Below are 26,458 nucleotides of genomic sequence, written 5' to 3' on the forward strand. Positions count from 1 at the left end.
AGTCATCGTCCAAGACAGGCAAACTCACGCCAGTCACAGTCAGGGCCATCGGTAAGTGAGCTGGAATACCGTCTAGTGCTTAGGATCACGCATAGTGAGCAAAATTGCGAAAACAGCATTGCCACCCGGGCCTCCGCTGCCTCTGGCAGTCCAGTCCATATTGATGGCGAGCTACGGCCTTCGCTTCCTGGCCGGCTGTCAGCGCCGCTACGGAAACATGTTCACATTGCGTATTCCGTTGTCGGGCAAGGTGGTATACCTTGCCGACCCCGCCGACATCAAAACTGTGTACGCGGGCGATCCGCACGTTTTCCATTCCGGTGAAGCTCATTGGTTCTTCCGCGGTCTGCTCGGCGACAGCTCGTTGTTCGTCCTTGACGAGGACGAACACCACGATCAGCGCCGTCTGCTGATGCCCGCGTTCCACCGAGATGCCGTCGCCCGTCAGACCGCCCAGATGGCCGACATCGCCGCCGCAAACATAGCCGAATGGCCGGTCGGCGAGAGTTTTCCCGTTGCTCCCCGCACAACCGATATCACCCTTGAGGTGATCCTGCGAACTGTCATCGGCGCATCCGATCCCGCCCGGCTGGCTGCGCTGCGTAAGGTCGTGCCGCGTCTGCTGTACATGAAGCCGTGGGAGACCCCGGCAATCACCAATCCGAACCTGCGGCGCTACTGGCCATGGCGAGGAGTCGGTCGACGGATGGCGGAGACCGACGCCTTGCTTTACGCCGAGATTGCCGAACGCCGCGCCGATCCAAACCTGGCAGAACGCACCGATGTGCTCGCCATGCTGGTCCGTGCCACCGACGACAACGGCCGCACCATGTCAGATCAAGAACTACGTGACCACCTCTTGACGTCTATCGCCGCGGGACACGAGACCACCGCAACGGCGCTGTCCTGGGTATTGGAACGACTGACCCGCCATCCGGCCGCGCTCGCCAAGGCCGCAGAAGCCGCCGATGCCAGCGCAGAGGGAGATCCCGCCGGTGACGAATACCTCGATGCCGTGGTGAAAGAGACCCTACGGATCCGCCCGGTCATCTTCAGCTCGGGCAGGGTCCTCAAGGAATCCGTAGCGGTGGGCGGCTATCAACTGCCCGCGGGCATCATGGTGGACCCCGCAATCGGCCTTGTACACGCCAGCTCCGCGGTTTATCCCGACCCGGAACGGTTCGACCCGGAGCGGATGGTCGGTACGACGTTGAGCCCCACAACCTGGCTGCCGTTTGGCGGCGGCAACCGCCGTTGCCTCGGTGCCACCTTCGCCATGGTCGAGATACGTGTTGTGCTGCGCGAAATTCTGCGACGCGTGGAATTGGGCACCACCACCGCGCCGGATGAAAAGCAGCAGGCCAAACACGTCACCTTCGTGCCACATCGCGGAGGTGCTATCAGGGTTCGAGCGATCAAGACCTGCGGACCCGCGGTGGCCCCGACGTGCCCCGCAGGCTCCCACGGATCTGGTCAGTCGCGGGAGCCACAGCGGTAGTCGGTCGCCAGCTTCTCCACAAGATCTGCTGCGGCCTTGACGCTTTCGGCGGCCTCGGTCATGCGGCTGGCGAGCTGCCGGGCTCTGGCCGCGCATTGTGGATCGAGGATGGAGCGTAGGTCTGACACCAGGGTCTTCTCCGTTGTGCCCGAAAACCGCCTGGCAGTACCCACTTTGAGTTGTTTGACGCGCCTGCCCCACAGTGTCTGGTCCAAATCCGTGGACAGAATCAGCGTGGGGACACCGGCACGCAGGCCGGCCGCCGTGGTACCGGTGCCGCCGTGGTGGACCACCGCACGACACCTCGGGAAGGCCGCCGAATAGTTCATCGCGCTCACAATTTTGAGGTTCTCGGGATCGACCACATCGCCAAAGTCAGATCCGGCCGAACACACGAGAGCCCTGACACCCAACTGCGCACAGGCCCCATTGATCATGGCCAGTGTCTTGTCCGCGGACTCGACGGGCAGGCTGCCAAATCCGAAGAAGACCGGTGGCGCACCTGCGGCGATCCACGCGGCCACCTCGTCATCGAAACGGGTTGGCAAATCCAGTGTCAACGCACCAACAAAGGGCCGGCGAGTTGCGAACCTCTCCCACTCCGCCGCCAGCCCCGGAAAGCACGCCGCGTCGTAGGCCTGAACTTCGAGCGAACCGCGCTCGGTGATCCGCCACGGCGAGGGCTTTATTGCCTTCGGCAGCTTCAGTTCACCGCGCTGTACACGCTCGACCTTTTTCGCGTTCTGCCAAGCCAGCCACTCCCCCGCCTTCATGGCCGACCGGCCGAGCGAGCCCGGCAGGTACGGCACGAACTGACCATTGGACCGCAGTGGAAAGAGATGCAACGTGGCCAACGGAATGTCGTAATACTCCGCGACATTGCCCGCCGCGTCTTCGAAGTTCACGCCGGTAAAGAGTAAGTCGGCCCCATCCGCCAACGAGGTCAACGTGGCAACGATGTCCTTCCAGCATTGCAGGAACGGTTCGACCACTTCGCGCCGCTTCTCGACCAACTCCGGAATCTTCCAGAAATTACGGAAGAAGTGCGTCCAGAACTCACGGTGCGCGTCCAGCACATTCTGCAGATCCGGTCCGTAGGGAACGGCCTGAGGCCCGGCGGCCGCGACGAAGTCGATCAGATCCGACGGCACCGCCATACGCACATCGTGGCCCCGCCGCATGAGCTCACGGCCGACGGCGACGCACGGCTCGATGTCACCGCGCGTCCCATAGCTTGCCAGCACAAACTTCATCGCAGGTCCCTACAGGAAGCCACCGATACACGTCGGGTCATCAACCGGCCCGCTTGAGGCGGGCGAAGTTCTCCAGCAGATCTGCGGCGTTCACCGGACTTTCGGCGGGTTTGGTCATGCGGGTTGCCACCTCGTGAGCTCTACTCACGCACCGCGGATCGAGGACGCTGCGCAGGTCCGCGACCAAGGTCTTCACCGTGGTGGCCGAGAACCGCCTGGCCGTGCCCACTTTCAGACGTTTCACACGGGCTCCCCACAGTGTTTGGTCCAAATCCGTGGACAACACCAAGGTAGGAACCCCTGCCCGCAAACTGGCCGCCGTGGTGCCCGCCCCGCCGTGATGCACGATCGCCTTGCATGCCGGAAAGACCGTCGAGTAGTTCATCACGGCAACCACTTTGACGTTCTCAAAATGCCGGACATGCGTGAAGTCACTGCCACCCGCACACAGCAGAGCCCGCTCACCCAGTTCCTCGCAGGCCGCGCTGATCATGGCGAGCGTCTTGTCAGCAGACTCGACGGGCATGCTGCCGAATCCGAAACAAATCGGGGGCGTCCCCGCCGCGATCCACGACGCCACCTCATCATCGGAATCCGTTGGCAAGTCCAATGTCAACGCCCCGACAAAGGGACGGCGGTTCCCGAACTCTGCCCATTCGGCCGCCAGCCCCGGCATGCAGGCCTCATCGTATGCCTGGATTTCGAGCGCTCCGCGCTCGGTGATCCGCCACGGCGATGGCTTGGTGGCCTTGGGAAGACCCAGCTCACGGCGTTGAGGGTCTTCAAGTTTCTTGAACAGCGGCCACCCGAGCCACTCCGAAAACCTCATGATGGAGCGGCCCACCCGCGCCGGCATACCCGGGACAAGCTGACCGTTGGCACGTATCGGAAAAACGTGCAGTGTGGCGAAGGGTAAGTCGAGGAACTCCGCGACGTTCCCGGCCGACTCTTCTCCGAGTACGCCTGTGAAGAGCAGATCCGCATCCCCTGCCTGGGAACGCAGCGTCGAACTGACCTCTTCCCAGCACTGCGTGAGAAAACGCCAGTCCTCGCGCAACAGCTCCTTGAGATCGCTGATCCGCCAGAAGTTCTTCCAAAAATTCCGCAGGAATCTAGCCCAGAAGTCCCGATTCACGTCCTGCCAGACGCGCACATCAGGGCCGCAGGCGACCGCCGCCAAGCCCACGGCTTCGACGAAGCCCACCAGGTCGGGCGGCACGATCATGCGCACCTCATGTCCCCGGCGTAACAGCTCCCGCCCGATAGCAACACCGGGCTCTACATCACCACGTGTCCCATAAAACGACAGTACGAATTTCATCGCGGATCTCAGCCCTTCACTTCCCGTGTTCCTGCGGAATGAAAGCGGGAGCCTTGCCACGGCTCGACCGCCCGGCAGCATAACCCGGTACGCACGCTATCAACCTGAAATCCAACAGATTTGGGCAGAACGTCCAGATTTCACATCATGCGCGCCGAAGGACGAATCCAGTCTGGTCACCGCGGTTCTGCTGATTGAGACGCTTGGCGCGCTTCTCCCATTCCCAGATCTGCTTGGGGCGGAACATCGTAAGGATCTTGGGGTCGGTCACCGGAACGTCAACTCGGTAGGCCTCGCTCCCCGTGAACTGACCGAACGTTGAGTCGTCGAATGTCCGGGAAATACGCAATCCGGCTTGTTCGGCGGCCAGCGCCATGCCTTCTCGCGAGGGTACGACCATATGCCGAGGGGCATCGGCCTGTACCCAGTTGGCCCCGTAGATGGACCATGCTTCCGATGACGTCGTGGGCACCCGCGCCAGGCACAAACCACCGACGGCGAGTTTCTGTGCCGCAAGCCGGAGTGTGGCCACCGGATCGGGCATGTGTTCGAGCGAGTGGTTGAACATGATCAGGTCGAATTCGCCTGTCACATCGCCCAGATACCGCTTCTGCAGCGGTACACCTTCCTGCGATTCGCCGTCTGCCGTGATGAATGGGTCGGCGCCGATCAGGCTGCTGAATCCAACTCTGGCAAGTCTGTCCAACAAGGCGCCGCTGCCACAGCCAACATCCAGGATCCGGGCGCCACGTTCGGTGCCAAGCTGGGCGAGCATGCTGATGACGTCTCCTCCCAACAACACACGAAAGACACCCTCCGGCACTGGCGCCGTCATAATCGGACCGAATACTCTTCCACCGCTTCGCAATTTGAATCGATCACGCTGGGTAACCAACCATTGAAGAGCTCTCGGCTGCCCTGACCCATTGTGTGAGTAATAAGTCTCTGGATAGTGACGCATGAGGTCGTCGCCCTCCAGTGCGTTTACGATCTGCAAGGTGTCACACGAGGCACAACTGAAATAGTCGAACACCTCCCGGGTCCCGAACATCATCTCGCGGATTTCAAGCTTCCGATGGGGACCGGATGAACCACACAGCCGGCACTCACTGGTAACGAACATCATTCAGATCTCCAAGCGCTGGTGACCGTGCGCCACAGAACAACTCTCAAAGGAACCACAGACGACGAACCTACCGCGTAGTGTGTCCGAACGTGTGGGGATCGGTACTGGCGCTCGTGGTACTGGTGGCCCTCAACCCGATACGCCTCGGCATCACGCTCCTGGTGATCTCCCGGTCACGACCCGTACAGAACCTGCTCGTCTACTGGGCAGGTTGTCTTATCGGCTGCATCCCAGCCATGGTGCTTCCGCTCACCCTGCTGCATGTCACGCCGATGTTCAGATCTTTCGCCGAGAATGCCGCGGCCAGTCCCACCATTCGTCATATTCAGCTCGGCATGGGTTTAGTGGCGCTGTCCGTCGCCGCACTGATAGCGGTCCGACCGATGTTGCGGAAGCGCGACCTTCAGATGGCGTCCAGCGGTAATGCGCCTGCACCAGAAGTGAATCCACCAACCACAAATCCCCTCTCGCGGCTATTGGGACGCGACGATGATGCCGTGACGGCAGCGGGTCGCTCTCCAGGCAGACGGCTACTGGCCCGCGCCACCGATGCCTGGGAGAACGGAGCCCTGTGGGTCTCATTCGCAATCGGCCTGTTGCTCGGTGGTATCGAGCCGGACGCGGGTTTGTTCCTCATCGCCATCCTAGTGACGTCAGGGGCCGGCACGGCGACACAAGTCATCGTCGCCATCGTATTCGCCGTCGGGGTATTGGGCATCGTCGAACTCACCCTGGTCAGCTACGCGGTTGCACCGGCGAAAACTCAAGCGGTTGTGCAGCTCTTACACGATTGGGCATTGACTCACCGCCGAAAAATTCTGATCGCCATGTGCATAGTGGCTGGAGTTTCCCTTCTCCTCCACGGGAGCGGCGCCATTTGACACTGTCGGAGCTGATGCGAAACCTATTCGGGCACAATGATTCGCCAAACTCGTGGTTCGCACCATCGGCGTAATTTGGTTGTGAATTTCGCCAAGAAACCGCCACCGCCTGGGTAGTGTTCGGGGCCGTGTGGGGTCTACTGCTCGCGATGGCAATCATGTTCGCCGTCAATCCGGTCTTGCTCGCCATCATTGTCTTGATGATCTCGCGGCCTCGGCCTCTGCAGAATCTGGCGGCCTACTGGCTCGGCACCCTGATCGTAAGTCTCGCCGGCCTATTGATACCGCTGATGGTGTTGCACATAGCGCCATCCTTTCGTTCGTTTGTCGAAGATATGGCCACCCCAGGCAGCAGCATCACCACCCGCGTCGTGAACCTCGGCATGGGTCTTCTCATGCTCTCGATCGTGACACTGCTGGCCGTGCGCTCGGTCCGCGAACGTTCACACCAACCGGTCCCTGCCTGCAGCGTGCCCGCAGGCACGGCCATCTCTGAAAGGCCAAACCCGATCACGTCGCCGTTCGGCACTCACAGCGATACCGAGACAGCGGGCGGCTCAGTGTTCAGGCGGACACTGCGCCGCCTCCAAAGCGCCTGGGAAGAGGGAGCTTTATGGGTCGCATTGGTGTTCGGCCTCTGCGGTGTGCCACCACCCATGCTGGTTATCTTTGTGCTCACGCCCGTGGTGGCCTCCGGCGCCCCGATCGTCACTCAAGTCATCGCTGTCATCGCATTTGTCTTCGGGATGTTCGCGGTGGTCGAACTCACCCTGGTCTGCTACCTGATCGCGCCTACGCGAACCCTCGTCGTACTGCAGCCCCTACACGACTGGGCTCTCGCTCACCGACGGCAGGTGCTGATCACCATCTTCTCGATCGCCGGGACCATCCAGATCATCAACGGCATCGCCTGAATCCGTCAGGTCATGCGGTGCGGTTCACGCCCATGTGCCGCGGCGACCATTAGCGGTCGCCATGACCTCGTAGATCAGCTTCATCATCGACGGGCGAGTACGGCGGCTCAGCTTGTGGAATCTCTGGAAATCCTCAATCAAGGCCCGGAAACCACGCTCGCTGGTCCGATAGGAACCCAAGACCCGGTCGAGTTCGGCCGTGTCCCACGGGTCGTCTCGCGCGGCCGCACAGAGAGTGCCGTAGACAACCGACATCCAGTCCGTGCCGAAGGGCTCTGAGACTGGGCCCGAGTACTTTTGCCGCCGGAGATCGGCTTCGAGGAACTCGTCGATGGCCTCCTCGTCGCGAGAATCCAGGTTGACGCCGAGCGCCACCGAGATCCGCTTCACCTCCCTGCGCCAATCCTCCAGAAGGTTGGTGTATCCGACGAAAACACGCGGCACATCGCGGGTATTCGCCTCCGCCAACAGATTGAACTTAAGCCACAGAGCGCTGGAGAATTCCGGCGAAGCGGCCGCTTGAGCAGCGACCGACGCCACCACCTCGGTGGGGTGACGCACCGCGATCACCGTTGCCACATCGAATCCGGACAGTTGTGCGGCCTCAAACCACATGTCGGACAGCAGATTTATCCTCGGGTCCTTGATGACAACCAACGGCGCGGGCGGCAGCGTCTTCAGATATGCCTGGATGTCAGCGAGGCAGGCCGCCTTCTCGCCCGCGCTGAACGCCTCCGGCTCCTGTAGGCGCAATGTCGTGTCGAATCGTGAGCTGCCATTGCGGTGCAGGATCCTCTCGTTGAGGATGATCGCTTTGCGTGGCTCCCAATAGCCTCGAGGGTTGGCCGGGTTCGCTCCAGCGAGCGCGGAGGGAAGCGCACCGCCACACAACGAGAGAACGCGGGTGATCGCCGAGGTACCCGATCTGGCCATGCCCATGACAAAGAGAAGAATCGGGCGGCCCTGACCCTCCCCACTCATATTCCCGGACTCCCGCTCGATATCGCATTGAGTAGGGAGGCACCGTGCCGCACCATGAGATGTTCCTCCAGCGATAGACCGCCCGGTCCTGATGGGCCTATCCGATCAGAACGAGTTTCGAGGCGTAATTGACTGTCGCACATTGAATCATGCGTGCGCAGCACATGTGACGACATCGAGATGCTTTTCAGAAGTGGTAACGGTGGTGATAATGAACAACTTTCCGATCTCTCAGCCGGTCCGTTCCGGCCGACTCGCGACTAACACCGTCGGCCCCAATCCCCTTCGGCTTCGGAACTCGACGGTGATCTCCGGATCCGCGTGACACGCCAATGCCCGCAGCGCCGACGGGCTGTAGGCGCGAAGAGAACTGATGAATCCATCGTGCTGCAGCGGCGAGATTCTGACCAGCGGTAGCACCACCGCCAACAATGCGATGTGCAACGGCACCGGCGGCCTGGGTAGATCAACGATCAACAACTTCCGCGCCACCCGGGTCCCTGCCGCGAAGACCCTGGCGGCAAGCTCCGGCGGAAGATGGTGCAGAGATAATGCAAACACCGCCAGGTCGTAATGCCGTTCTGGCGCGTCGATTTCGGTGGCGTCCATTTGTCGGACTGTTGCGCGCGGATGACTGCCGATTTCACTGGCCGCCGCCGCGGCCACAAAACTCGGATCGATATCAGTCACCGTCACCCGGGCTGTGGAATGCATTTCCAACAACTTGTGTGACAACCCGCCGAGTCCGGCACCGAGTTCCAGGATTTCCGGCTGCTCCACCCCCGCCACTTCGCGAAGGACCATTCGCGCGCACTTCTCGTGGATCCCGATCCGCCGCCGTCGCCCGGCGCGATCGAGTGACTGCATGACCTTCCGCTTGAGATCATCGACGTCGTCGCGATCCAAGTATTCCAGCCGATTGGTCTGTAATCGCCGGTCCAGCCAGGATGCGTCGGGGCCGCCCCGAGGCATGCCCGAAATATCGCATGCGCTGTTGTCCACGTACAACATCATGGATCACGACGGTGCTTCCCGGTATATCTGTCGTGAAATCAAATACGGTGTGGGGCAGAAAATATGCAAGATCGATCCAGTTATTCGGTGACACGCCGCAACGGCGATTTGGGCCCGCCCGTCATTCAGATTGCCGGCGGCCACCACGAACTAGAATTCACCACGGCATCTCCGTGAACCGACTAGGCTGCGGACCTATTCGGTTCTTGTGGGCTCGGCCGAGGGCCGGCGAAATTGCGTTGCAACTGAGCCATGCGTATCTCCAAATCCATTGCCGCTCACACCGTGTAACAGTCGAGAGCGAAGGAGTCTGATCGGTGTCTGGGCAAGTGCGGCGTGTACGCGAATCCATGAGCAGACGCCGTGCAGCCAAAAGTGCTGCACAACTGGATAATCGGTTGGCGCTGGCAGACCAGGCACTGCTTGCCGAACATCACGCCGCCGGCATGAACGTGGTCATTCAAGTTACCTGGCTGTACGGAGCTGATGTCGATCTCGAGGCGTTGCAGCGTTTCCGTCACAATCTGGGGCAAGGCTTACTCGGCCGGCGCATCGAGCGCCCCGCGCTGCCCATAGCCCGGCATCGCTGGGTATTGGATCATGGGCCCGCGGATATCGACATCGCTGCGCATGCCCGTCCGCGTTCAGAGTTCAGCGACTGGGTTGACGAGCGCTCGCAGCTGCGTATCGATCCTGAGTCCGGACCCGGCTGGCACCTCGGCGTCCTCCCCCTTCAGGACGGCACAACCGCAATCAGCTTGGTGCTCTCCCACAACCTCATCGACGGTCTGGGCCTGGCCCTGGTGATTGTCGAGGCGGTTCTCGGCCGGGTGCGAGATCTCGGATATCCAGCGCCCTTGTCCCGCAGACGACTCCGGGCGCTGGGCCAGGACGCGCGACAGACGGCGCGTGACGTTCCCCAGGTCGCGCGCGCGCTGGTAGCGGCGGTGAAGCTGGGGCGGCAACAGGCTCGTGACAAAGGTGCGACGGCACCCTCAACAGCAGCGCCGCCCAGTGCGGGGGTGCCCGATGAAATTGTGCTGGTCCCCGCCATCACCATCTATGTCGGCCTGGAAGATTGGGACGCTTGTGCGGCAGTCCTCGGCGGAGCGAGCCATACCCTCGCCGCCGCGTTCGCCGCCCGATTCGGAGAGCGCATCGGCCGCAGTCGCGCCGCTGACGGCGCGATCACCTTGCAGATTCCGATCAGTGACCGTACCGAGGACGACACTCGAGCCATGGCACTGTCGTATGCTCGCGTGAGCATCGATCCGGCTCAACTCACCACAGATCTCCGCGAGGTACGAGCTGCCATCAAGGAGACCCTGCGGGCGTTGAAAGAAACGCCGGACGAATCCAAGCAACTCTTATGGCTGCCTTCATTCGCGCCCGAGCGCACGCTCAAGCGGATGGTCGCCAGGTTGCCCGCAGACCCCGATCAATCAGTCTTTTGTTCCTACTTAGGTGATCTCCATTCGATGATCGGCTGGCCCGCCGGCACGCTTGCCGACTTTCAGAACGCACGCGCCACCGGACAACGCGAAAGTCGCCGGCTGCTTGAGCGGACCGGCGGCCGGATGTTCATTCTCTCCGGCCGCCTGAACGGCAAGATCTTCATCAGTGTCGGCGCCTATCAGCCCGGCTCGGCCAATACCAAGGAAGCATTGCGCGAATTAGCCGATCGAACACTGGCTGACTTCGGCTTGACCGCCGAGATTCACTGACGCGGTCAGAAGTTATGGCAGGTCCGGTAGGCCTGCTCCATCGCACCAAGATAAGGCTGGAATGCCGGAGCGTTCGCCACGTCCTGCGCTGTCTGCGCCCGCTTTTCGGGCCCGGCCGCCAAGAACTCGCGCAGGCCACGCTGCAGTAACGGAGACTGCGAGAACGCCTTACCAAACTGTGGGTCCTGAGCGTTGAGAGCCGCGACCACCTGCGGATAGTTGCAGGTGGTGTTGATGGCCAGATCCAGATCAGGATCCGCAGCGGCAACCCCGGCACCTGCGGCCAGCGACAATGCCAGACCTCCCAGCCCTACGGACAGTCCGGCAAGTGACAGACGAAACATCTATGTACTTCCTTTCATTCCAATATTTTTGGTGTGATCAGGCCTCTCATGGGCAAGTCAGGCATCTTGCAGCGCCATCGTCCGTGAGGCCGCCGACTCGCGTGCTGCCGCAGAGGGGCGCCGCGGTATCCGTTGGGGCCACCAGAACCAACGCCCGAGCAGCGCAGCGATCGCCGGCGTCATGAACGCCCGCACCACCAGCGTGTCGAACAACAATCCGATACCGATGGTGGAACCGACCTGCCCAATTACACGAAGGTCGCTGACCACCATCGAGAGCATCGTGAACGCGAACACCAAACCCGCCGAGGTCACCACCTTTCCGGTCCCCCCCATGGCCCGAATGATGCCCGTATTGATCCCGGCGCCCAGCTCTTCTTTCATCCGCGATACCAGCAACAGGTTGTAATCCGACCCCACCGCCAACAAGATGATCACCGACATCGCGAGCACCAGCCAGTGCAGCTCTATACCGAGTATGTTCTGCCACACCAACACCGAGAGCCCAAACGCAGCGCCCAACGAAAGTGCCACTGTCCCAACAATTACCAGTGCCGCGACAAAACTTCGCGTCATAACCAGCATGATGCCGAAGATCAAACACAGCGCAGCTACCCCGGCGATCAGCAGATCGTAGGCCGACCCGTCCCGCAGGTCTTTGAACGTAGCCGCGGTACCCGCGAGATGAATCCTGGCATTCTCCAAGGGCGTTACCTTCAACGCCTCCTCCGCAGCGGTCCTCACCGCATCCACCCGCGAAAGACTCTCCGGTGTTCCCGGGTCGCCGCGATACGTGAGAATCAGTCGGACAGCCTTGCCGTCCGGCGAAAAGAACAGGGACATGGCGCGTTTGAAGTCTTCGTTCTCGAAGACCTCGGGAGGCAGATAGAACGAATCGTCGTTCTGCGCCCCGTCATAGATCTTTCCCATGGCGCTGGCGTTCGCGGCCGTCTGATCGATGAGGGAGAAGATGCCTGACATGGTGCTGTGCATCGTCAACATCATGGCGCGCATCGATTTCATGGTCGTGATCATCGGCGGGAACAGATTGATCAGCTCCCGCTGGTACATGTTCATCTCCTCGACGCGCTCGAGAATCCGATGGGTGCGCTCGCTGAGCAGGTCGGTGCCGTCGAGCGCCTGGAAGACGGATCTAATCGCGAAACAGATCGGGATGGTCTCGCAGTGCTTCTCCCAGTAGAGGTAGTTCCGTAGCGGTTTGAAGAAATCATCGAAGTTGGCGATGTAGTCGCGCAGCCGGTCGACCGTTGCGGTCAGCTCTCGGTTCATGACGACGGTCTCATTGGTGATGTCGGATATATTGCGCATCAACTCGTAGGTGTGCTGCATCTGGTTGATCATCTTCGTCGTGTCCTCAGCCTGCTTCAGCATGTCGTCCACACGTTCTTTTCCGAACGGCAGGATCTGCAACATGCCCGCGCTTTGCAGGCTGATCTGGAACGGTATGGACGTCCGCTCAATCGGGCTGCCCTCCGGCCGAGTGATGCTTTGTACCATCGAGATACCCGGAACTTCGAAGAGACCCTTGGCCAACTTGTGCAGCACCACAAAGTCGGCCGGATTACGCATATCGTGGTCCGCTTCCAGAACCATGACGTCGGGCGTCATCCGCGACTCGGGGAAATGTCGCTGCGCGGCGGCGTAACCGATATTGGCCGGAATGTCCTTGGGCACATACAGTCTGTCGTCGTAACTGGTCTGATATCCCGGAAGTGCCAGCAGCCCAACCATTCCGACCGCACACGCGGCGGCCAGAATGGGTCCCGGCCACCGGACAATCGCCGTTCCGATCCACCGCCACCGACGTACCATCATCCGCCGCTTGGGTTCGAACAGTCCGAAACGACTGCCGAATCCAATGACTGCCGGAACCAGCGTGACGGCGACGGCAACCGCCACCGCCATTCCGATCGCGGCAGGTATGCCCATCGTCTGGAAATAGGGGAGCCGGGTAAAACTCAGACAGAAGATCGCTCCTGCGATTGTCAGCCCGGACGCTACGACCACCTTCGCGACGCTGCCATATGTCGTATAGAAGGCCGTCTCGCGGTCTTCACCGCGCTGGCGGGCCTCCTGGTATCGCCCAGTGAAGAAGATGCCGTAGTCCGTCCCGACCGCGATGCCCAGCGACACCAACAGGTTCACCGAAAAGGTCGACAGCCCAATGACTCCGTGATCGCCCAGGAGCGCCACAATGCCCCGAGCCGCTTGCACCTGTACACCCACCATGATCAGCAGGAGGATCACAGTGATCACCGAGCGATACACGAAAAGCAACATCGTGAAGATGACCACCATGGTCACGATGGTGATCTTGACGATGGATGAATTGCCAGCATGATTCATGTCCGTCACCAACGGCGCGGGCCCGGTGACGTAGGCCTGTACCCCGGGTGGTGGCGACGTCCGTTCGACAATGCTCCGAACGGCCTCCACTGACTTGTTCGCCAGAGCTTGTCCCTGATTACCAGCCAGATTCAGCTGGACATACACGCTCTTGCCGTCGCCGCTCTCCACCCCCGTCGCGGTGAGTGGATCTCCCCAATAGTCCTGGACGTGCTGCACATGGGTCGTATCGGCGCGCAGCTGCCGAATCAGATCGTCGTAATAGGCATGCGCGGTGTCGCCCAGAGGTTGTTGTCCCTCCAGCACCACCATGGCCACGCTGTCCGAGTTGGACTCGCCGAAGACCTCGCCCATCCGCTGCATCGCCCGAAATGACGGCGCCGCTTGAGGAACCAGCGATACCGAGCTTTCCCGGCCGACTTGCTCCAGCGACGGCACAGCGAAAGTCACTACGGCGATCACCGCCAGCCAGCCGAGGATGATCGGAACCGACAAACGCCGGATCAATCCCGCCAGTAGCGGCGGCCGATGGGCCGTTCGATGGATACTCATGCGATCGCCGCTCGACGACAGGCAAAGGCACTCATCGTGTTTAGCGCTCTTCCTTCTGAAGGAGGAAACTCACCAACGGGCGCGAACCCGCTGGAGCACGTAATGTCCTGGCGGGACGCTGAAGCACTCGCTGTGGCCACCAGAACCAACGCCCGAGCAGCGCTGCGATCGCCGGTGTCATGAACGCCCGCACGACCAGCGTGTCGAACAACAAACCGATGCCGATGGTCGAGCCCAGCTGTCCGATGGTGACAAGGTCGCTGACCACCATCGAGAGCATCGTGAACGCGAACACCAAACCCGCCGAGGTCACCACCTTTCCGGTCCCCCCCATGGCCCGAATGATGCCCGTATTGATCCCGGCGCCCAGCTCTTCTTTCATCCGTGATACCAGCAACAGGTTGTAATCCGACCCCACCGCCAACAAGATGATCACCGACATCGCCAGGACGACCCAGTTCAACGGGATGCCCAGAATGCTCTGCCAGATCAGCACCGAGAGCCCAAAGGCAGCGCCCAATGAAAGTGCCACTGTCCCAACAATTACCAGTGCCGCGACAAAACTTCGCGTCATGACCAGCATGATGCCGAAGATCAAACACAGCGCCGCCGTCGCCGCGATCAGAAGGTCGTACTTGGAGCCGTCGACGATGTCTTTCACGGAGGCCGCGGTCCCCGTCATGTAGATCTTGGCATTACGGAGCGGTGTGCCCTTGAGTGCCTCCGCGGCGGCTGTCTCGATGGGCTGAACCAGCGACATGCCCTCGCGTGTCGCGGGATCTCCTCGCTGCGAGATAAGCAGCCGAGCGGCCTTCCCGTCCGGTGACAGGAAGATGTTCATCATGCGTTTGAAGTCCTCATTGTCGAAGACCTCCGGCGGCAGATAGAACGAATCGTCGTTCTGCGCGGCATCAAAGGCTTTGCCCATCGCCGTGGCGTTGTTGGTCGTCTGTTCCATTTGATCGAAGATCCCCGACATGGTGCTGTGCATCGACAACATCATCTTTCGGGTCGATTCCATTGTCTCGATCATCACCGGGAACTGTTCAGCCATCTGCGGCAGAAGTTGATCCAGCCGATCTAGATTCGCGACCAGATCGCTCAGCTTGTCGGAGACTTCATCCACGCCGTCCAGGGTGTCGAAGACCGAGCGAATGGCCTGGCACACCGGAATGTCGTAACAGTGCTTTTCCCAATAGAGGTAGTTGCGTATCGGCCTGATGAAGTCGTCGAAATCCATTACGTGATCCCGCAAGTCATTCATGATGTCTTCGAGCTCATGCGTGGTCGCCACCATGTCATGGGTCGTACCGACCATTTGCTCTGTCAAGGATTGCATGCGCTTCATGATCGCTATCGTCTTCAGCATGTCGTCGGCCTGAACCAGCAGGTCGTCCATGCGATTACGCTGAAATGGCATCAAATGCGACTGGCTGGCACTGCTCATACTCAGCATGTATGGAATGGTCGTGTGCTTGAGTGGTTCGCCACCGGGACGGGTCACAGCCTGCACCCTCGAAACTCCGGGGACCGCTTGAACTCCCCTCGCCAGCTTGTTCAGCACCAGAAAGTCGACCGGGTTACGCATATCGTGGTCGGCCTCGATCAACAGGATGTCCGGTGCCATCATCAACGACTGCGGGAAATGCCTTGAGGCAGCGGCATAGCCAACATTGGCGGGGATGTCTTGCGGAATGTACTTCTGGTCGTTGTAGCTGGGCTGATACACCGGCAGTGTCAACAATCCGATCAGCGCCACCGCGCATGTCGCCACAAGTATGGGTGCCGGCCAGCGCACGATGGCCGTGCCGATCTGTCGCCAGCGGCGAACCGCAACCTTTCGTTTGGGCTCGAACAATCCGTAACGGCTACCCACCGCGATGACCGCCGGAACCAGTGTGATGGCCACTGCCACCGCAGCGACCATGCCGACAGCGGTCGCAACACCCAATGTTTGATACACGGGAAGCCGTGTGAAGTGCAGGCAGAGCACCGCGCCGGCGATGGTCAAGCCTGAGCCCAACACCACCTTGGCGACGCTGCGAAAGGTTGTGTAGAACGCGGTTTCCCGATCCTCGCCGGACTGGCGTGCCTCTTGGTAGCGGCCGGTGAAGAAGATCCCGTAATCTGTTCCGGCTGCTATAGCAAGCGCCACAAGCAGATTGACGACAAAAGTGGTGATGCCGATGAGCCCGAGGTTTCCGAGAAACGCCACGAAGCCTCGGGCGACCGTCAGTTCTATTCCGACGACCACCAGCATGAGAATGACGGAGACCACTGAACGGTAGACCAGGAGCAGCATGGTGAAGATCACCGCAAGACTCAGCCCGGTGACCAGCAACACGGTCCGGTTACCCGCCGGGCCGAGATCTGCCGCGAAGGCCGCCGGACCTGTGACATAGGCCTTGACTCCCGACGGGGCTTGTGTGCGGTCCACGATGGCCCGGACGGCTTCCACAGATTGATTCGCAGAAGCACCCCGCCGCGGATCGGTAAGGGCCACTTGTACATAAGTGGCCTTACCGTCGAGACTTTGCGCAGCGGCCTGAGTCATTTGATCGCCCCAGAAATCCTGCACATGCTGCACATGTGCCGTATCGGCTTTCAATTGGCGGATCAAATCGTCGTAATAACGATGCGTGCCATCCCCGAGGGGTTGTTGTCCCTCCAGGACGATCATCGCCACCACACTGGAATTGGACTCATCGAATAGTTTGCCCATCCGCTGCGTTGCTTGAAACGACGGAGCGGCATCAGGGTTCATCGCGACGGCATGGTCCTTCTCGACCTGCTCGAGTGAGGGAACGCTGATGCTCAACACTACGGCGATGGCCAACCATCCGAGGATGATGGGCACCGATAGCCGGCGGATCATCCGCGCCACGAACGGCGGTCGGTTCAGCGTGGGCAACGGCTCCGTTGGGGGTTCGCTGTGCGTGCTCATGCTGCCTTCAACATGCAGAAGGTCAAAGCACTTACGCCGTACCGGATCTTCTCGTCCTTGACTTTGTCACCCACCAGAATCCTGCATCCGATGCTGTCGGCATCCCCCTGCGCGGTAATGTTGCCCATCGCGGTCGCGTCAGTAATCGGAAACTCCACAGACCAGGGCAGCGCGGCTTGCCTGATGACCTGCGGCTCGGCGTCAGCGTCGAAATAGCTGATAGTCGCCACCGTCCCCGGCGGACCAAACACCTCATAGATCAGGTACTTGGGATCATGGGGCCGCTTCTCTTCACGTTCGGCAGTGGCGTACTCCGGGCGGCGTTCGTTACCGAACACGCCATGTAACCGCGACACCGTGAACCCGCCTGCAACTGCGACCACCGCGAGCACCAACGGAATCCACACATGCTTCAAGAGCCTGAAAATCTCGAGTCCCTCCGACTGTCTTCCGCGCTCGGCAGCATGTCAGCTGCCCAAACATGTATCTCCAGATCGGATGTGAACACAACGGATAACCGAACTTCGAATGCGGCGGCACCCAGGCTCGGTCGTATGCGAAGCACCGCCAACGTGCGGCACGCCTCGTCGCGCGCGACCCGATTACCGACGAGTAAACCACGTCCGCAGCCCACGAACGATACAAACCGAAATCTTGTTCAGGACTGGTCTGGCAACGTCTAATGCCTTGATATCAGCCGAATTTGGGAATGAAATACTCGTTCAGAAATAGCTCTGGATATCTGGCGCACGCACCTGCCGGCTATTCGGCCGTGGCCGCCGAGTCTGGATCGATCTCGGGCTGAACCCAGCGGAACCCTGACTTGTCGCGCTCCATGATCCGGCGCTCGTAACTGCCCACGACCTGCTTGCCCGCTACCTCACCGGTGAGAATCAACCGATCCGAACTGGGTTGATGTATCCCCAGAATCTGCTGTGGCGCATCTGATTTACGCTTGCGTAACTCCAGCCGGTCCCCGTTGATCTCCAGCAGCCACCGCGAGGTGGTCCCGTCGGGCGTCTGAGAGACGAATGCCTTCACTCCGAACTCGTCCACCTTGTCGCGGTGGGTGATGGCCACATTGGACCAGGGCGCGGGATCACTCTCCTTGAGCGTTGCCTCGTGCCCGTCAATGGTGAATGACGTTGCACGCCAGACCCCGTCCAAATCGGAGGTCGGCGTCTTATAGGTCGAGTACACGAGCGTGCTCTGATAGACACACAGCACTGTCAAAGCTGACGCCAAGCCGAACTTCAGTATGATGCCCGTTTTCAACAACCATCCCCGCCCCGCGCCGAGGGGTGGCCACAGGCGCACCGGCTGAGTACCACGGTTGAAGACCACCCGCACGAGGTTTGGCCACAGGGGTGCGGTGATCGCCACCGCGATCAGAAAGAGCTCGCCCGATACCTGCTTGACCTGCACGTCGTAGGTCATGTTGAGCAGGAAGACCTGACCCATCGCAAAAACCGAACCCAGCGCGCCCAAGATCCATGTGCGATTCCACAGCAGCATTAGGCCCGAGCCCAGTTCCACGATTCCCGTGGCTATCGAGTAGGGCTCAGAAGCGCCCATGAAACCCCAGAGTGTTGCGAAAAGACTTGTGTCGCCGACTAATTGAAGCTGCCGATCAGGAAGCGCCATGAATCCCATCTGCGTGGGAATGGCCTTGGCCATCCCGTACAGAATCATCGACAAGGCCAGACCGTACCGGGCGAACACCCATAGCGTGGCTGCCAGCCGCCGGTAGTTCGGCCGGTTGCGATCCAACACGGTCCAGATCACCGAGATGACCACCGCCACGACAACCCATCCGAGGTGGAAGCACCACATCCAGAGCAGATCGCCCCCTGCCGACGCGGTCAGCTCGATCCCCTGACCACGGATCAAAAAACTCCCAATCTGCGTGGTCAGCCACAGCACCGGCTCAAGTATCCCGAACAGCCCGAGATTGTCGTATACCGACAGCACGAGAATGCCCCCGCCGATGGTGAACAGCAGACGGAATCCAAGCTTTTCCAACGAGGTCCATCGCACCGGGCCCTGCGCTTCATCATCCGCGGAAGTGCCTGACTGTTCGGGCGCAACGGTCGTCATGCCGCGAGCCTAGCCGCCGCGAGGGACACCGCGCCTCCGGGAAAACCCTGAGTCACATCCTGATTCGCGGGTATTGAAGCTTCCAGAGCGCATGAAGCGCTAGCTCGCCGAGGTTAATTACGGGCGGCGAGAAGACCGGTCACCACACGCACCACACTTCTCTCCAGCGAATTCTCTTCTGCCACCCCGCGAACGGCATAGGCGAGCGCCACGCCGTCCAGGCATGCGACGAGGTCCGCGGTGCGCTCGACGGGATCAGAAGTGCCCAGCGCGATCACCCGCTGTTCGAGGAGTCCGCGGACACGTTGAGTTGCGGCGTCAAGAACACTTCGCGCGTCGGGGTGATGCGCCGATTCCAGCAGCAACTCATGCCGCGCGAGCACGAGGACACCTCCGTTGGCGGTCCAGGTCCGCACGGCCCGGACCGCCAATTGCGCAAGTTCATCGACGTCGAGGTCGTCGGCCTCTGCCAGCGGACTGACCGCTCGCAGAGTCCGCTCGCCAAGCCGTGCCGCGCACGCTTGCAACAGTGCGGCCCTGGTTCGCAGGTAATACGACGTGGAGCCCTCGGGCAGCGCTGCCGAGCGGTCGACAGCCCGATGGGTAAGACCACGCGCACCGGCCTCTGCCAGCACAGTCAGCCCCGCATCGGCTATCCGAGTTCGACGATCATCGGACATCTTGCCTCCCTCTACGTTCGTAGAGTACCGTGCCTCTACAAACGTAGAGGAGTTGTGGTGGGCATACATGTCGTGGTGGGAGCCAACGGAGCGACCGGCACCGTCCTATGCGGGGAACTACTGGCCGCCGGACACACGGTGCGCGCCGTCAGTCGTACCGGCAGGGGCGCGCCCAAGGGAGTCGACGCGATCGCCGCCGACGCGACCGATGCCGGACGGATCACCGAAATCTGCGCCGGCGCGACAACCATCTATCACTGTGCGCTGCCGCCGATGGACTCCTGGCTGCCCACCTATGTCGACCTGACCCGTGCACTGATCAGTGCGGCCGGAAAGGTCGGCGCCCGGCTTGTCTACGCCGACGACACCTGGATGTACGGGAAGGTAGACGGTGCGATGCACGAGGACAGCCCGATCCGGCCGGTGGTCTACAAGGGCGCGCTGCGGGCACTCGCCGCGGAGATGATCCTGTCGGCACATGCCCGGGGACAGACCGAGACCGTGATCGGCCGCGCCGCCGAACTCTATGGCCCGCGCGTCGAATCCTTGTTCGGGGCAGCACTATTCACCGCTGTCCTGACCGGACACAAGGCGATGTGGCCGGGTGATCCGGACCTGCCCGTGACGGCCACTTTCATCGGCGACTTCGGCCGGGCGCTGGCCGATCTGGGGCAACATCCGGCGGTTGCGGGACAGGTCTTTCATGTCCCGGTCGCCCCCGCCATCACTGGCAGGCGATTCATCGAGAAGATCGGCAAGATCGCCGGATCCTCCCCGAAGGTCGGGCGGCTGACGCCGCGTTTGATCAGGGTCCTCAAGGTGGTGGCACCCATCGCGCGAGAAGGTGCCGAGCTGCTGTACCAGTTCCAGCAGCCATTCCTTGTGGACGACAGCCGTTTTCGTGCACTCTTTGGCCGCGCCGCCACCGACTGGAATGATGGGATACGCCAGACCATCAACTGGTACCGGGCCGACCCGCAACGTGCCAAATACCGGCTTCTCCCGGGAAAATCCCGCTAGAGCCGCGTAGCGTTGGCACGGATGGCGGGAACCGGAGAACCCAGCTGGGATTTCGTCGTCGCGCCACCGCGCAGCGTGCCGGGTGTCGCGTCGATGGTGGGCTATCGCGCCCTGGACGTCCCCGAAGAGGTTCACTTCGGCATGCCGTCGGCCACGCTGACCTTCATCGTCAGCCTCGACGACGGAGTCGAAGCCGCCGGCTCCGCCGCCGCACTCATCAACGCCCAACCGAATCCCTTGGTGCTCGGGGGCTTGCACACCCGAGCAGCACGGATACGACAGCGCTCCGGACAGGCCGGTGTCCAACTCGCCGTGCATCCATTGGCGTCCCGCGCGCTGTTCGGAGTTCCCAGTGCGGAACTTCCCGTCACGGAATTCGATGGACTCGAGTTCCTGGGCAGTGCTGCCGCGGGCCTACCCGAACGTACCGCCCGAAGCCGTGGCTGGGCCGACGCATTCGATACCGTCGCAACCTACCTGGCAGAGTCGCGGCGACATCGGACGACAGAGCCCGTCCGTCCTGAGGTCGCTCAGGCCTGGCATCTACTGGAACGCAGTCAGGGCCGAATTTCCATGAGCACCTTGGCTTCCTGCGTAGGAATCAGCTCTCGCCATTTGGCCACTCTGTTCCAGCGAGAGGTCGGTCGATCACCTAAGACGGTGGCGATGCTGATGCGTTTCCAACGGGCCACCGGTCTGCTCGCCGAATCAGCACGAGCCGGGCGGGTCGACCTGGCAGCCATAGCGGCCGCAACCGGATTCGCCGATCAGGCACACTTCACGCACGAATTCGTCCGACTCACCGGTGTACCGCCGCGAACGTGGCTGAATGCGGAGTTCCGAAATATACAAGACGGCGGGCACTCGTTCGGATCACAGTGGGAGCATGACTACCTCGACGCCCACCGTGTGGCTGACCCTTAAGACCGACGATGCCCCGGCGCTCATCGACTACTACGTCGACACCTTCGGCTTCATCCTCGCCGCTCGTTACGGTGAGGGCGATCGGGTCGATCACGCCCAACTGAATTGGCCAGAGGGCAGCGGCGGCATCATGCTGGGCAGCCACCGACCAGGCGGTGAATGGACCCTGCGACCAGGGACCGCAGGCGGATACGTAGTGACCCGTGACCCCGACGGCCTCTATCAGCGGGTCGTCTCCAAGAATGCCGATATCGTCCGGCCACTGGCAGTAACCGACTACGGCGCCAACGAGTTCGCGGTTCGCGATCCCGAAGGCAACCTGTGGTCGTTTGGCGACTACGCCGGCGAGCCGACCCCTGGATAACCAGGGGCGCTCGGCTACACCAGACCCAACAGCTGGATGTCCGTGGCGTACTTGAGGATCAGTTCCTTGGTGACGTGTGGGATCTCACCGTCTTCGCCTACCTTGGCCTCACGTACAGCTCCGCTGAATTCCGCTGTCGGGAGCGCACTTCCGTCAATCGCGGGCTGCGGCTTCTCATACATCTTGAGAAGAGGCAACACGGACTGCTGGCGCTGCTGCTCGGGCAACCCCTTGAGCGCCAACTCGAACCGCGCAAGCCACTGGCCGTAGTCATCGATACGCGAGATCTTGTAGCCGGCCTCGATCAACCAGTCGACGAACGTATCCATCGAGACGCCGTCGTGGTGCGGGTTGAACACGTCGAAGCTGCGGTAGCCATCGGTCACGTTCACACCGCCGATAGCAGTGATCGATGCGGCGGTGAAATCGCCTGGCACACCGTCGTAGTGGGCACGCTGGCGGTTACCGTCAGCATCCAGCTCGTAGAAGCTGCCTGGCGCGACACCGGTGAGCAGGAGGCTCTGGATACTCCGGGTGAACACGTCGGTGACGTTGAGCTGACCGTTGTAGTCACTGTGCGCCAGGATCATGTCGGAGCGGAACACACGCACCGGGAGCCCAGCCAAGTCATGCGCTTCCCGCAGCAGCACCTCACCGGCCCACTTTGAGTTGCCGTATCCGTTGGCGTAACCGTCGTTGATCTGGCGCTCCGCTGACATCACGCGCACATCGGAGTCTTCCTCGAACTGTGTCACCGGAATCTGGTCGGCGATACCCACGGTGGACAGATAGGTGACCGGCTTCAGCCGCCCAGAGATCGCCAGCTTGATGATCTCGGCGGTGCCGGCCACGTTCGGACCGAACAACTGGCTGTACGGCAGCACGTGGTTCACCAGCGCACCGGAGTGGACGATCAGGTCCACGTCACGGGCGAGCTTCTGCCAAACCTCTTCAGTAAGACCCAGATCCTGGTCGCCGAAGTCCCCGGCGATCACTTCCAGACCCTGCTGCGCCAGCTGACGGTAGTGCGCCGACAACTTCGGGTCACCCGATTCGTACACGGCATCCAACCGCGCGCGGGCTGCTTCGGCATCGGCACCGCGAATAAGGGCGTATACCTTGCCGCCATGAGGAGCCAACCGCTCCAACCAGTCCAGCACCAGCCAGCGTCCGAGCCAGCCGTTGCCACCGGTCACGAGAACAGTCTTGACGTCTGCGGTAGCCGGTTGAATGTCCTTGGCCGCCTTCAACAACGACTCGTCCAGGAACTTGTCGAGAGTCAGTTCGGACGCGGTGATGACCTTCGCGTCCTTGCCATGGACGGACGCGAATGTCGGCTGCGTCGCCGTTCCGGTCCGCTGCGCCTCGATATGCCGGGCGATCGCGGCAAGATCGTTGGCAACGCTGTTGATCACGCCCACCGGAACGTCTACCTCGAAGATGTCGCGCAGCAGCTCGGAATAGGACAGCGCCGACAGCGAGTCACCTCCGAGGTCGATGAACCGCACGTCAGGAGACAGGTCCGAGGACGACGCGCCCAGCAGCGCGGCCGCGGCATCGGTCACCGTCTCCAGCACCGGACGGGTCGCCGCCTCACGGGCCAGTTGGCGCAGCCGCTCGTTCTGGCTTTCCGCCAGCTCCGCGTACAGCGCCTCCAGGCGCTCCCCGTAATGGTCCTTCAGCTTGGGGCGCAGCAACTTTCGTGCGTCCGACAGCAACCCGGACTCGACGGTGAACGGCACGGTCTCGACGATGAAGTCGCGCGGGATCTCATAGGACTGCAACTCCGCGTCCTTGGCGACCTGCTGCAGCGAATCCTGGATCAGGGGCTTGAGCGCATCCGGCGAATCCGCGTACCGCTCAAGGGCCTCCGGTGTCGGGACGACGACGGCCAGTAGGAACGAACGCTCGCTGTTCCCGTACACAAAGATCTGACGAACCAGCGGGCTGCCGGTGTAAGCAGCCTCCAGCTTGGACACGGCGACAAACTCACCCTGAGCGAGCTTGAGCACGTTCTTGACGCGATCGAGGTACTTAAGGTGGTCCGGTCCCAGCTCGGCGACCACGTCACCGGTCTTGTAGTACCCGTCCTCGTCGAAGACGTCGGCGGTGGTCTCCGGGCGCTTGTAATAGCCGGGGAACATCGTGTCCGACTTCAACCGCAGCTCACCGCGGGGATGCGGAGAGTCTGTGGTGAAGTAGCCCAGTTCTGGGACGTCAACCAGCTTGTAGTCGGTGACCGGTGGCCGCTGGAGAACTCCGTCACGCCACACGCCACCAGCCTCGGTGGATCCGTACCCGTCGCGCAGCGGCACCTGCAGCAGGGACTCCATGAATTCCGTCATCTCGGGGGACAGCGGCGCCGAACCGGATCCGGCGCTCAGCACGCGGCCGCCGAAGTCCTCGTCGCGGATGCGAACCTTGATTCGCTGTGCGATCTCCGCGTTGCTCTCTCCTGGAGCAAGCGACCGGTCCAACTCCGCCTGAAAACGCTGGAACACCATCTCCACCACGCGCGGCACAAAGAGCACCTCGGAAGGCCGGATGAGCGCGATGTCCTCGAAGAATGTCGAAAGGTCGCTGGACGCGATGTAGTAGGCGGTTCCGCCGCCGGACAGCGTCCCCATGAGGGTGAGGCGGCCTGCCAGGTGGCTCATCGGCATGAAGTTCACGCCGATCGACGGAATGACGTCGTCGGTGAGCCACTTCTTCTGCCAAAGATTGGCAACGAGCCATTGCGGGTACATCGCACCCTTGGGGGTGCCGGTGCTACCGGAGGTGTAGATGAGCAGACGCAGCGCGTCGGGGTCGTCGCTGGGCAGAGGTGCGGCGGGGAGCTCACGTCCCCGCACGAGGGCCTCGCCGAGCGCCTCGATCGCGATCGTCCGGCCGGCCTCCCGCAGCCGGGTCCGCACGGCATCGAGTGCCTCACGGTGACTGTCCACCTCCGGGTGGTAGTCGAAGACCGAGAGCAGTCGCACCGACGGCGTCGCGAGTACCGAGTCAACGGCGGCGTCCAGGTACTCGACGCTGGCGGCAAAGACCGCAGGCCCGGTCTCCTCGAGGATCGCGTTGCGCTGCTGCAGCGAGGCACCGGTCTGCAACGGCACCGAGATGGTGCCCAAGCGCAGTCCGGCCACATCCAGAGATGCGAAGTCTGTACTGGTGAACCCGAGTTGGGCGACGAAGTCGCCGTCGCGAATTCCGCTGTCATACCAAGCGGCAGCGATCGCCTCGGCGCGGTTCCACAACTCCCGATAGGACGTGGTGGTGTACTCGGGCCTCAGCGCGATGACGGTCGCGCCGCTGTCGTCCGTGACGAATTCGAACGCGCGCTGCCCAAGGGCCGGGCGGTCACCGTAACCCTCCAGGAGCCGCCTGATCACCTCCACCAGCGGTAGGCCTGATTCGTTGACGGCCTCGGTGACCGAATCCTCAGGGAGCAGCGACGCCAGCTGCGGATCGCTGGACACGATCTGCGCGATGCGCTGTTTCGCCTGTTCTTCGAGATCCGTTGTCGGGACAGCTGCTGTGGAGATCGTTTCAGTCATGCCTGGATACCTCGGAAGAATCGGTGTTAGGAGTTTTTAGGGGCGCCGCTGCCCATACGGTAAAAGTACATACCTAAGCTAACTATTCCCTGTGAGCCGATGTTCACCGCCCCTCGTCGAGCGGATATTCCCGCTGGTGGACGGTGAGATCGCCCGAATACGTGACCACAGGACGTGAGCAGCGTCACTACCGCAATGATTGAGGCGCATGCTCGCGTGCCGCCGCCAACAGCTGCCGGCGCGACGGATTCACCAAGGGCAGGCCCGCAACATTCACGGTGGGCACCGTCTCGTTACCGCCCGCCACCGAGCGCACGTAGGCGGCCGCCTCCGGCGATTCCCAGATATTGACCTCGCGATAGCGCAGCCGACTGAAACGCAACTGCGCCCGCAGCTTGATACAGAACGGACAGCCTGGCCGCCAGTACACAACTACCTCATCGGGGGCCGGCAGCGAATCCGTCATGCTGTATGTCTACACCCGCTTACCCGCGGTAGCTCCTGGCTTGAGCGTGTAGATGTCCTCGATGGTGATGACCACCGCGCAGCGCGGATACTTCATGCCACGTTCCTGCGCGAAGGCGACGGCGTCCTCGAACGCCGGACCTGATTCGTGAATCTGTGCCGAGCCCACAAACCGGTACCCGTCCAGTGCTTCGCGATCGATCACCGCGACGGAAACCTTCGATCCCGCATCGATGTTGGCCAGCGTCTGCCCGCCCGTGTTCTCGTTGAATATCAGCGAGCGATCGTCATGGACCCGCAGCGAGCGCTTGGGTCCGATGTTCGGAGTAATGCCGTCGGTCACCGTCGCAAGGATCGCCAGCTGAGAACCGAGCATCCGCTTCATCTCGTCGGAGAGGGTGGGCATCGTGTACGTAACCTCCTGGAATGATTGCACTG

The 26,458-nt window shown here is 61.6% G+C and carries 21 protein-coding genes; 7 read left to right on the forward strand and 14 right to left on the reverse strand.

Annotated elements, in window-relative coordinates; all coding sequences use genetic code 11:
- Positions 1–94: 94 nt before the first annotated feature.
- A complete protein-coding gene (locus ABG82_RS26300) occupies positions 95–1,498 on the forward strand; it encodes a cytochrome P450 (protein WP_043078376.1) in 1,404 nt (467 codons plus the stop codon).
- On the opposite strand, the gene ABG82_RS26305 is transcribed toward ABG82_RS26300, so the two are convergent.
- The 3 genes from ABG82_RS26305 to ABG82_RS26315 form a co-directional block, all read right to left on the reverse strand.
- Positions 1,474–2,751 carry a glycosyltransferase gene (locus ABG82_RS26305; RefSeq protein ID WP_043078375.1) on the reverse strand — a complete coding sequence of 426 codons (1,278 nt, stop codon included), beginning with the start codon at positions 2,749–2,751 and terminating at the stop codon, positions 1,474–1,476. The genes ABG82_RS26300 and ABG82_RS26305 overlap by 25 nt on opposite strands.
- Before the next feature lie 40 nt (positions 2,752–2,791).
- Complete coding sequence (locus ABG82_RS26310; RefSeq protein ID WP_043078374.1) at positions 2,792–4,072, reverse strand: glycosyltransferase; 1,281 nt, start codon at positions 4,070–4,072, stop codon at positions 2,792–2,794.
- 145 nt (positions 4,073–4,217) lie between these two features.
- Positions 4,218–5,198 carry a class I SAM-dependent methyltransferase gene (locus ABG82_RS26315; protein ID WP_043078373.1) on the reverse strand — a complete coding sequence of 327 codons (981 nt, stop codon included), beginning with the start codon at positions 5,196–5,198 and terminating at the stop codon, positions 4,218–4,220.
- An 89-nt stretch (positions 5,199–5,287) separates the two neighbouring features.
- Between ABG82_RS26315 and ABG82_RS26320 the strand changes: the two genes are divergently transcribed.
- Positions 5,288–6,079, forward strand: coding sequence for a GAP family protein (locus ABG82_RS26320; RefSeq protein ID WP_043078372.1), 792 nt, complete (start codon positions 5,288–5,290; stop codon positions 6,077–6,079).
- Between the two features lie 128 nt (positions 6,080–6,207).
- Positions 6,208–6,993 (forward strand): GAP family protein, encoded by a 786-nt coding sequence (locus ABG82_RS26325; protein WP_043078401.1) that lies wholly within the window; start codon positions 6,208–6,210, stop codon positions 6,991–6,993.
- Between the two features lie 24 nt (positions 6,994–7,017).
- On the opposite strand, the gene ABG82_RS26330 is transcribed toward ABG82_RS26325, so the two are convergent.
- Together ABG82_RS26330 and ABG82_RS26335 are read right to left on the reverse strand one after the other, a co-directional pair.
- Positions 7,018–7,974: a sulfotransferase family protein gene (locus ABG82_RS26330; RefSeq protein ID WP_043078371.1), complete on the reverse strand. Its 957-nt coding sequence runs from the start codon at positions 7,972–7,974 to the stop codon at positions 7,018–7,020.
- Between the two features lie 231 nt (positions 7,975–8,205).
- A complete protein-coding gene (locus tag ABG82_RS26335) occupies positions 8,206–8,985 on the reverse strand; it encodes a methyltransferase domain-containing protein (RefSeq protein ID WP_043078400.1) in 780 nt (259 codons plus the stop codon).
- 320 nt (positions 8,986–9,305) lie between these two features.
- On the opposite strand from ABG82_RS26335, the gene ABG82_RS26340 reads away from it, so the two are divergent.
- Entirely contained in the window at positions 9,306–10,712 is a 1,407-nt protein-coding gene (locus ABG82_RS26340; protein ID WP_043078370.1) for a hypothetical protein, read from the forward strand.
- 5 nt (positions 10,713–10,717) lie between these two features.
- Here ABG82_RS26340 and ABG82_RS26345 read toward each other — a convergent pair whose 3' ends face one another.
- The 6 genes from ABG82_RS26345 to ABG82_RS26370 all read right to left on the reverse strand — a co-directional run bounded on the left by ABG82_RS26345 (position 10,718) and on the right by ABG82_RS26370 (position 19,696).
- On the reverse strand, positions 10,718–11,056 hold the full coding sequence (locus tag ABG82_RS26345) for a hemophore-related protein (protein ID WP_043078369.1): 339 nt from the start codon (positions 11,054–11,056) through the stop codon (positions 10,718–10,720).
- A 57-nt stretch (positions 11,057–11,113) separates the two neighbouring features.
- Positions 11,114–13,975: an MMPL/RND family transporter gene (locus ABG82_RS26350; RefSeq protein WP_043078368.1), complete on the reverse strand. Its 2,862-nt coding sequence runs from the start codon at positions 13,973–13,975 to the stop codon at positions 11,114–11,116.
- A 40-nt stretch (positions 13,976–14,015) separates the two neighbouring features.
- A complete protein-coding gene (locus tag ABG82_RS26355) occupies positions 14,016–16,919 on the reverse strand; it encodes an MMPL/RND family transporter (RefSeq protein WP_043078367.1) in 2,904 nt (967 codons plus the stop codon).
- A complete protein-coding gene (locus ABG82_RS26360; protein WP_078343607.1) occupies positions 16,916–17,326 on the reverse strand; it encodes an MmpS family transport accessory protein in 411 nt (136 codons plus the stop codon). The genes ABG82_RS26355 and ABG82_RS26360 overlap by 4 nt, the downstream gene beginning before the upstream one ends.
- Positions 17,327–17,681: 355 nt before the next feature.
- Complete coding sequence (locus tag ABG82_RS26365; RefSeq protein WP_043078365.1) at positions 17,682–19,016, reverse strand: hypothetical protein; 1,335 nt, start codon at positions 19,014–19,016, stop codon at positions 17,682–17,684.
- 113 nt (positions 19,017–19,129) lie between these two features.
- Entirely contained in the window at positions 19,130–19,696 is a 567-nt protein-coding gene (locus ABG82_RS26370; RefSeq protein WP_043078364.1) for a TetR/AcrR family transcriptional regulator, read from the reverse strand.
- A gap of 57 nt (positions 19,697–19,753) precedes the next feature.
- Here ABG82_RS26370 and ABG82_RS26375 point away from each other — a divergent pair, with 57 nt between their 5' ends.
- The 3 genes from ABG82_RS26375 (at position 19,754) to ABG82_RS26385 (ending at position 22,004) form a co-directional block, all read left to right on the forward strand.
- Positions 19,754–20,716, forward strand: a complete 963-nt coding sequence (locus ABG82_RS26375) for an NAD-dependent epimerase/dehydratase family protein (RefSeq protein WP_043078399.1) — start codon at positions 19,754–19,756, stop codon at positions 20,714–20,716.
- A 93-nt stretch (positions 20,717–20,809) separates the two neighbouring features.
- A complete protein-coding gene (locus ABG82_RS26380; RefSeq protein ID WP_043078398.1) occupies positions 20,810–21,640 on the forward strand; it encodes an AraC family transcriptional regulator in 831 nt (276 codons plus the stop codon).
- Positions 21,603–22,004, forward strand: coding sequence for a VOC family protein (locus ABG82_RS26385; protein WP_043078363.1), 402 nt, complete (start codon positions 21,603–21,605; stop codon positions 22,002–22,004). Before ABG82_RS26380 ends, ABG82_RS26385 begins: the two co-directional genes overlap by 38 nt.
- A gap of 14 nt (positions 22,005–22,018) precedes the next feature.
- Here the strand turns inward: ABG82_RS26385 and car are convergent, their stop codons facing one another.
- The 3 genes from car to ABG82_RS28485 all read right to left on the reverse strand — a co-directional run bounded on the left by car (position 22,019) and on the right by ABG82_RS28485 (position 26,426).
- The gene (gene car / locus ABG82_RS26390; protein ID WP_043078362.1) at positions 22,019–25,555 is read right to left on the reverse strand and encodes a carboxylic acid reductase; all 3,537 of its coding nucleotides are present in this window, start codon (positions 25,553–25,555) and stop codon (positions 22,019–22,021) included.
- Positions 25,556–25,742: 187 nt separating this feature from the next.
- Positions 25,743–26,021 (reverse strand): glutaredoxin domain-containing protein, encoded by a 279-nt coding sequence (locus tag ABG82_RS26395; RefSeq protein WP_043078361.1) that lies wholly within the window; start codon positions 26,019–26,021, stop codon positions 25,743–25,745.
- A gap of 9 nt (positions 26,022–26,030) precedes the next feature.
- The gene (locus tag ABG82_RS28485; protein WP_043078397.1) at positions 26,031–26,426 is read right to left on the reverse strand and encodes a pyridoxamine 5'-phosphate oxidase family protein; all 396 of its coding nucleotides are present in this window, start codon (positions 26,424–26,426) and stop codon (positions 26,031–26,033) included.
- Between the last annotated feature and the right edge of the window lie 32 nt (positions 26,427–26,458).

Source organism: Mycobacteroides immunogenum (assembly GCF_001605725.1).
Taxonomy (GTDB): domain Bacteria; phylum Actinomycetota; class Actinomycetes; order Mycobacteriales; family Mycobacteriaceae; genus Mycobacterium; species Mycobacterium immunogenum.

What these genes read in the sequence shown, in the direction of transcription:
- ABG82_RS26305 (WP_043078375.1), bottom strand. Translation starts at nt 2,751, where the DNA reads ATGAAGTTTGTGCTGGCAAGCTATGGGACGCGCGGTGACATCGAGCCG.
- ABG82_RS26310 (WP_043078374.1), bottom strand. Translation starts at nt 4,072, where the DNA reads ATGAAATTCGTACTGTCGTTTTATGGGACACGTGGTGATGTAGAGCCC.
- ABG82_RS26315 (WP_043078373.1), bottom strand. Translation starts at nt 5,198, where the DNA reads ATGATGTTCGTTACCAGTGAGTGCCGGCTGTGTGGTTCATCCGGTCCC.
- ABG82_RS26330 (WP_043078371.1), bottom strand. Translation starts at nt 7,974, where the DNA reads ATGAGTGGGGAGGGTCAGGGCCGCCCGATTCTTCTCTTTGTCATGGGC.
- ABG82_RS26335 (WP_043078400.1), bottom strand. Translation starts at nt 8,985, where the DNA reads ATGTTGTACGTGGACAACAGCGCATGCGATATTTCGGGCATGCCTCGG.
- ABG82_RS26345 (WP_043078369.1), bottom strand. Translation starts at nt 11,056, where the DNA reads ATGTTTCGTCTGTCACTTGCCGGACTGTCCGTAGGGCTGGGAGGTCTG.
- ABG82_RS26350 (WP_043078368.1), bottom strand. Translation starts at nt 13,975, where the DNA reads ATGAGTATCCATCGAACGGCCCATCGGCCGCCGCTACTGGCGGGATTG.
- ABG82_RS26355 (WP_043078367.1), bottom strand. Translation starts at nt 16,919, where the DNA reads ATGAGCACGCACAGCGAACCCCCAACGGAGCCGTTGCCCACGCTGAAC.
- ABG82_RS26365 (WP_043078365.1), bottom strand. Translation starts at nt 19,016, where the DNA reads ATGACGACCGTTGCGCCCGAACAGTCAGGCACTTCCGCGGATGATGAA.
- ABG82_RS26370 (WP_043078364.1), bottom strand. Translation starts at nt 19,696, where the DNA reads ATGTCCGATGATCGTCGAACTCGGATAGCCGATGCGGGGCTGACTGTG.
- ABG82_RS26380 (WP_043078398.1), top strand. Translation starts at nt 20,810, where the DNA reads ATGGTGGGCTATCGCGCCCTGGACGTCCCCGAAGAGGTTCACTTCGGC.
- ABG82_RS26385 (WP_043078363.1), top strand. Translation starts at nt 21,603, where the DNA reads ATGACTACCTCGACGCCCACCGTGTGGCTGACCCTTAAGACCGACGAT.
- car (WP_043078362.1), bottom strand. Translation starts at nt 25,555, where the DNA reads ATGACTGAAACGATCTCCACAGCAGCTGTCCCGACAACGGATCTCGAA.
- ABG82_RS26395 (WP_043078361.1), bottom strand. Translation starts at nt 26,021, where the DNA reads ATGACGGATTCGCTGCCGGCCCCCGATGAGGTAGTTGTGTACTGGCGG.
- ABG82_RS28485 (WP_043078397.1), bottom strand. Translation starts at nt 26,426, where the DNA reads ATGCCCACCCTCTCCGACGAGATGAAGCGGATGCTCGGTTCTCAGCTG.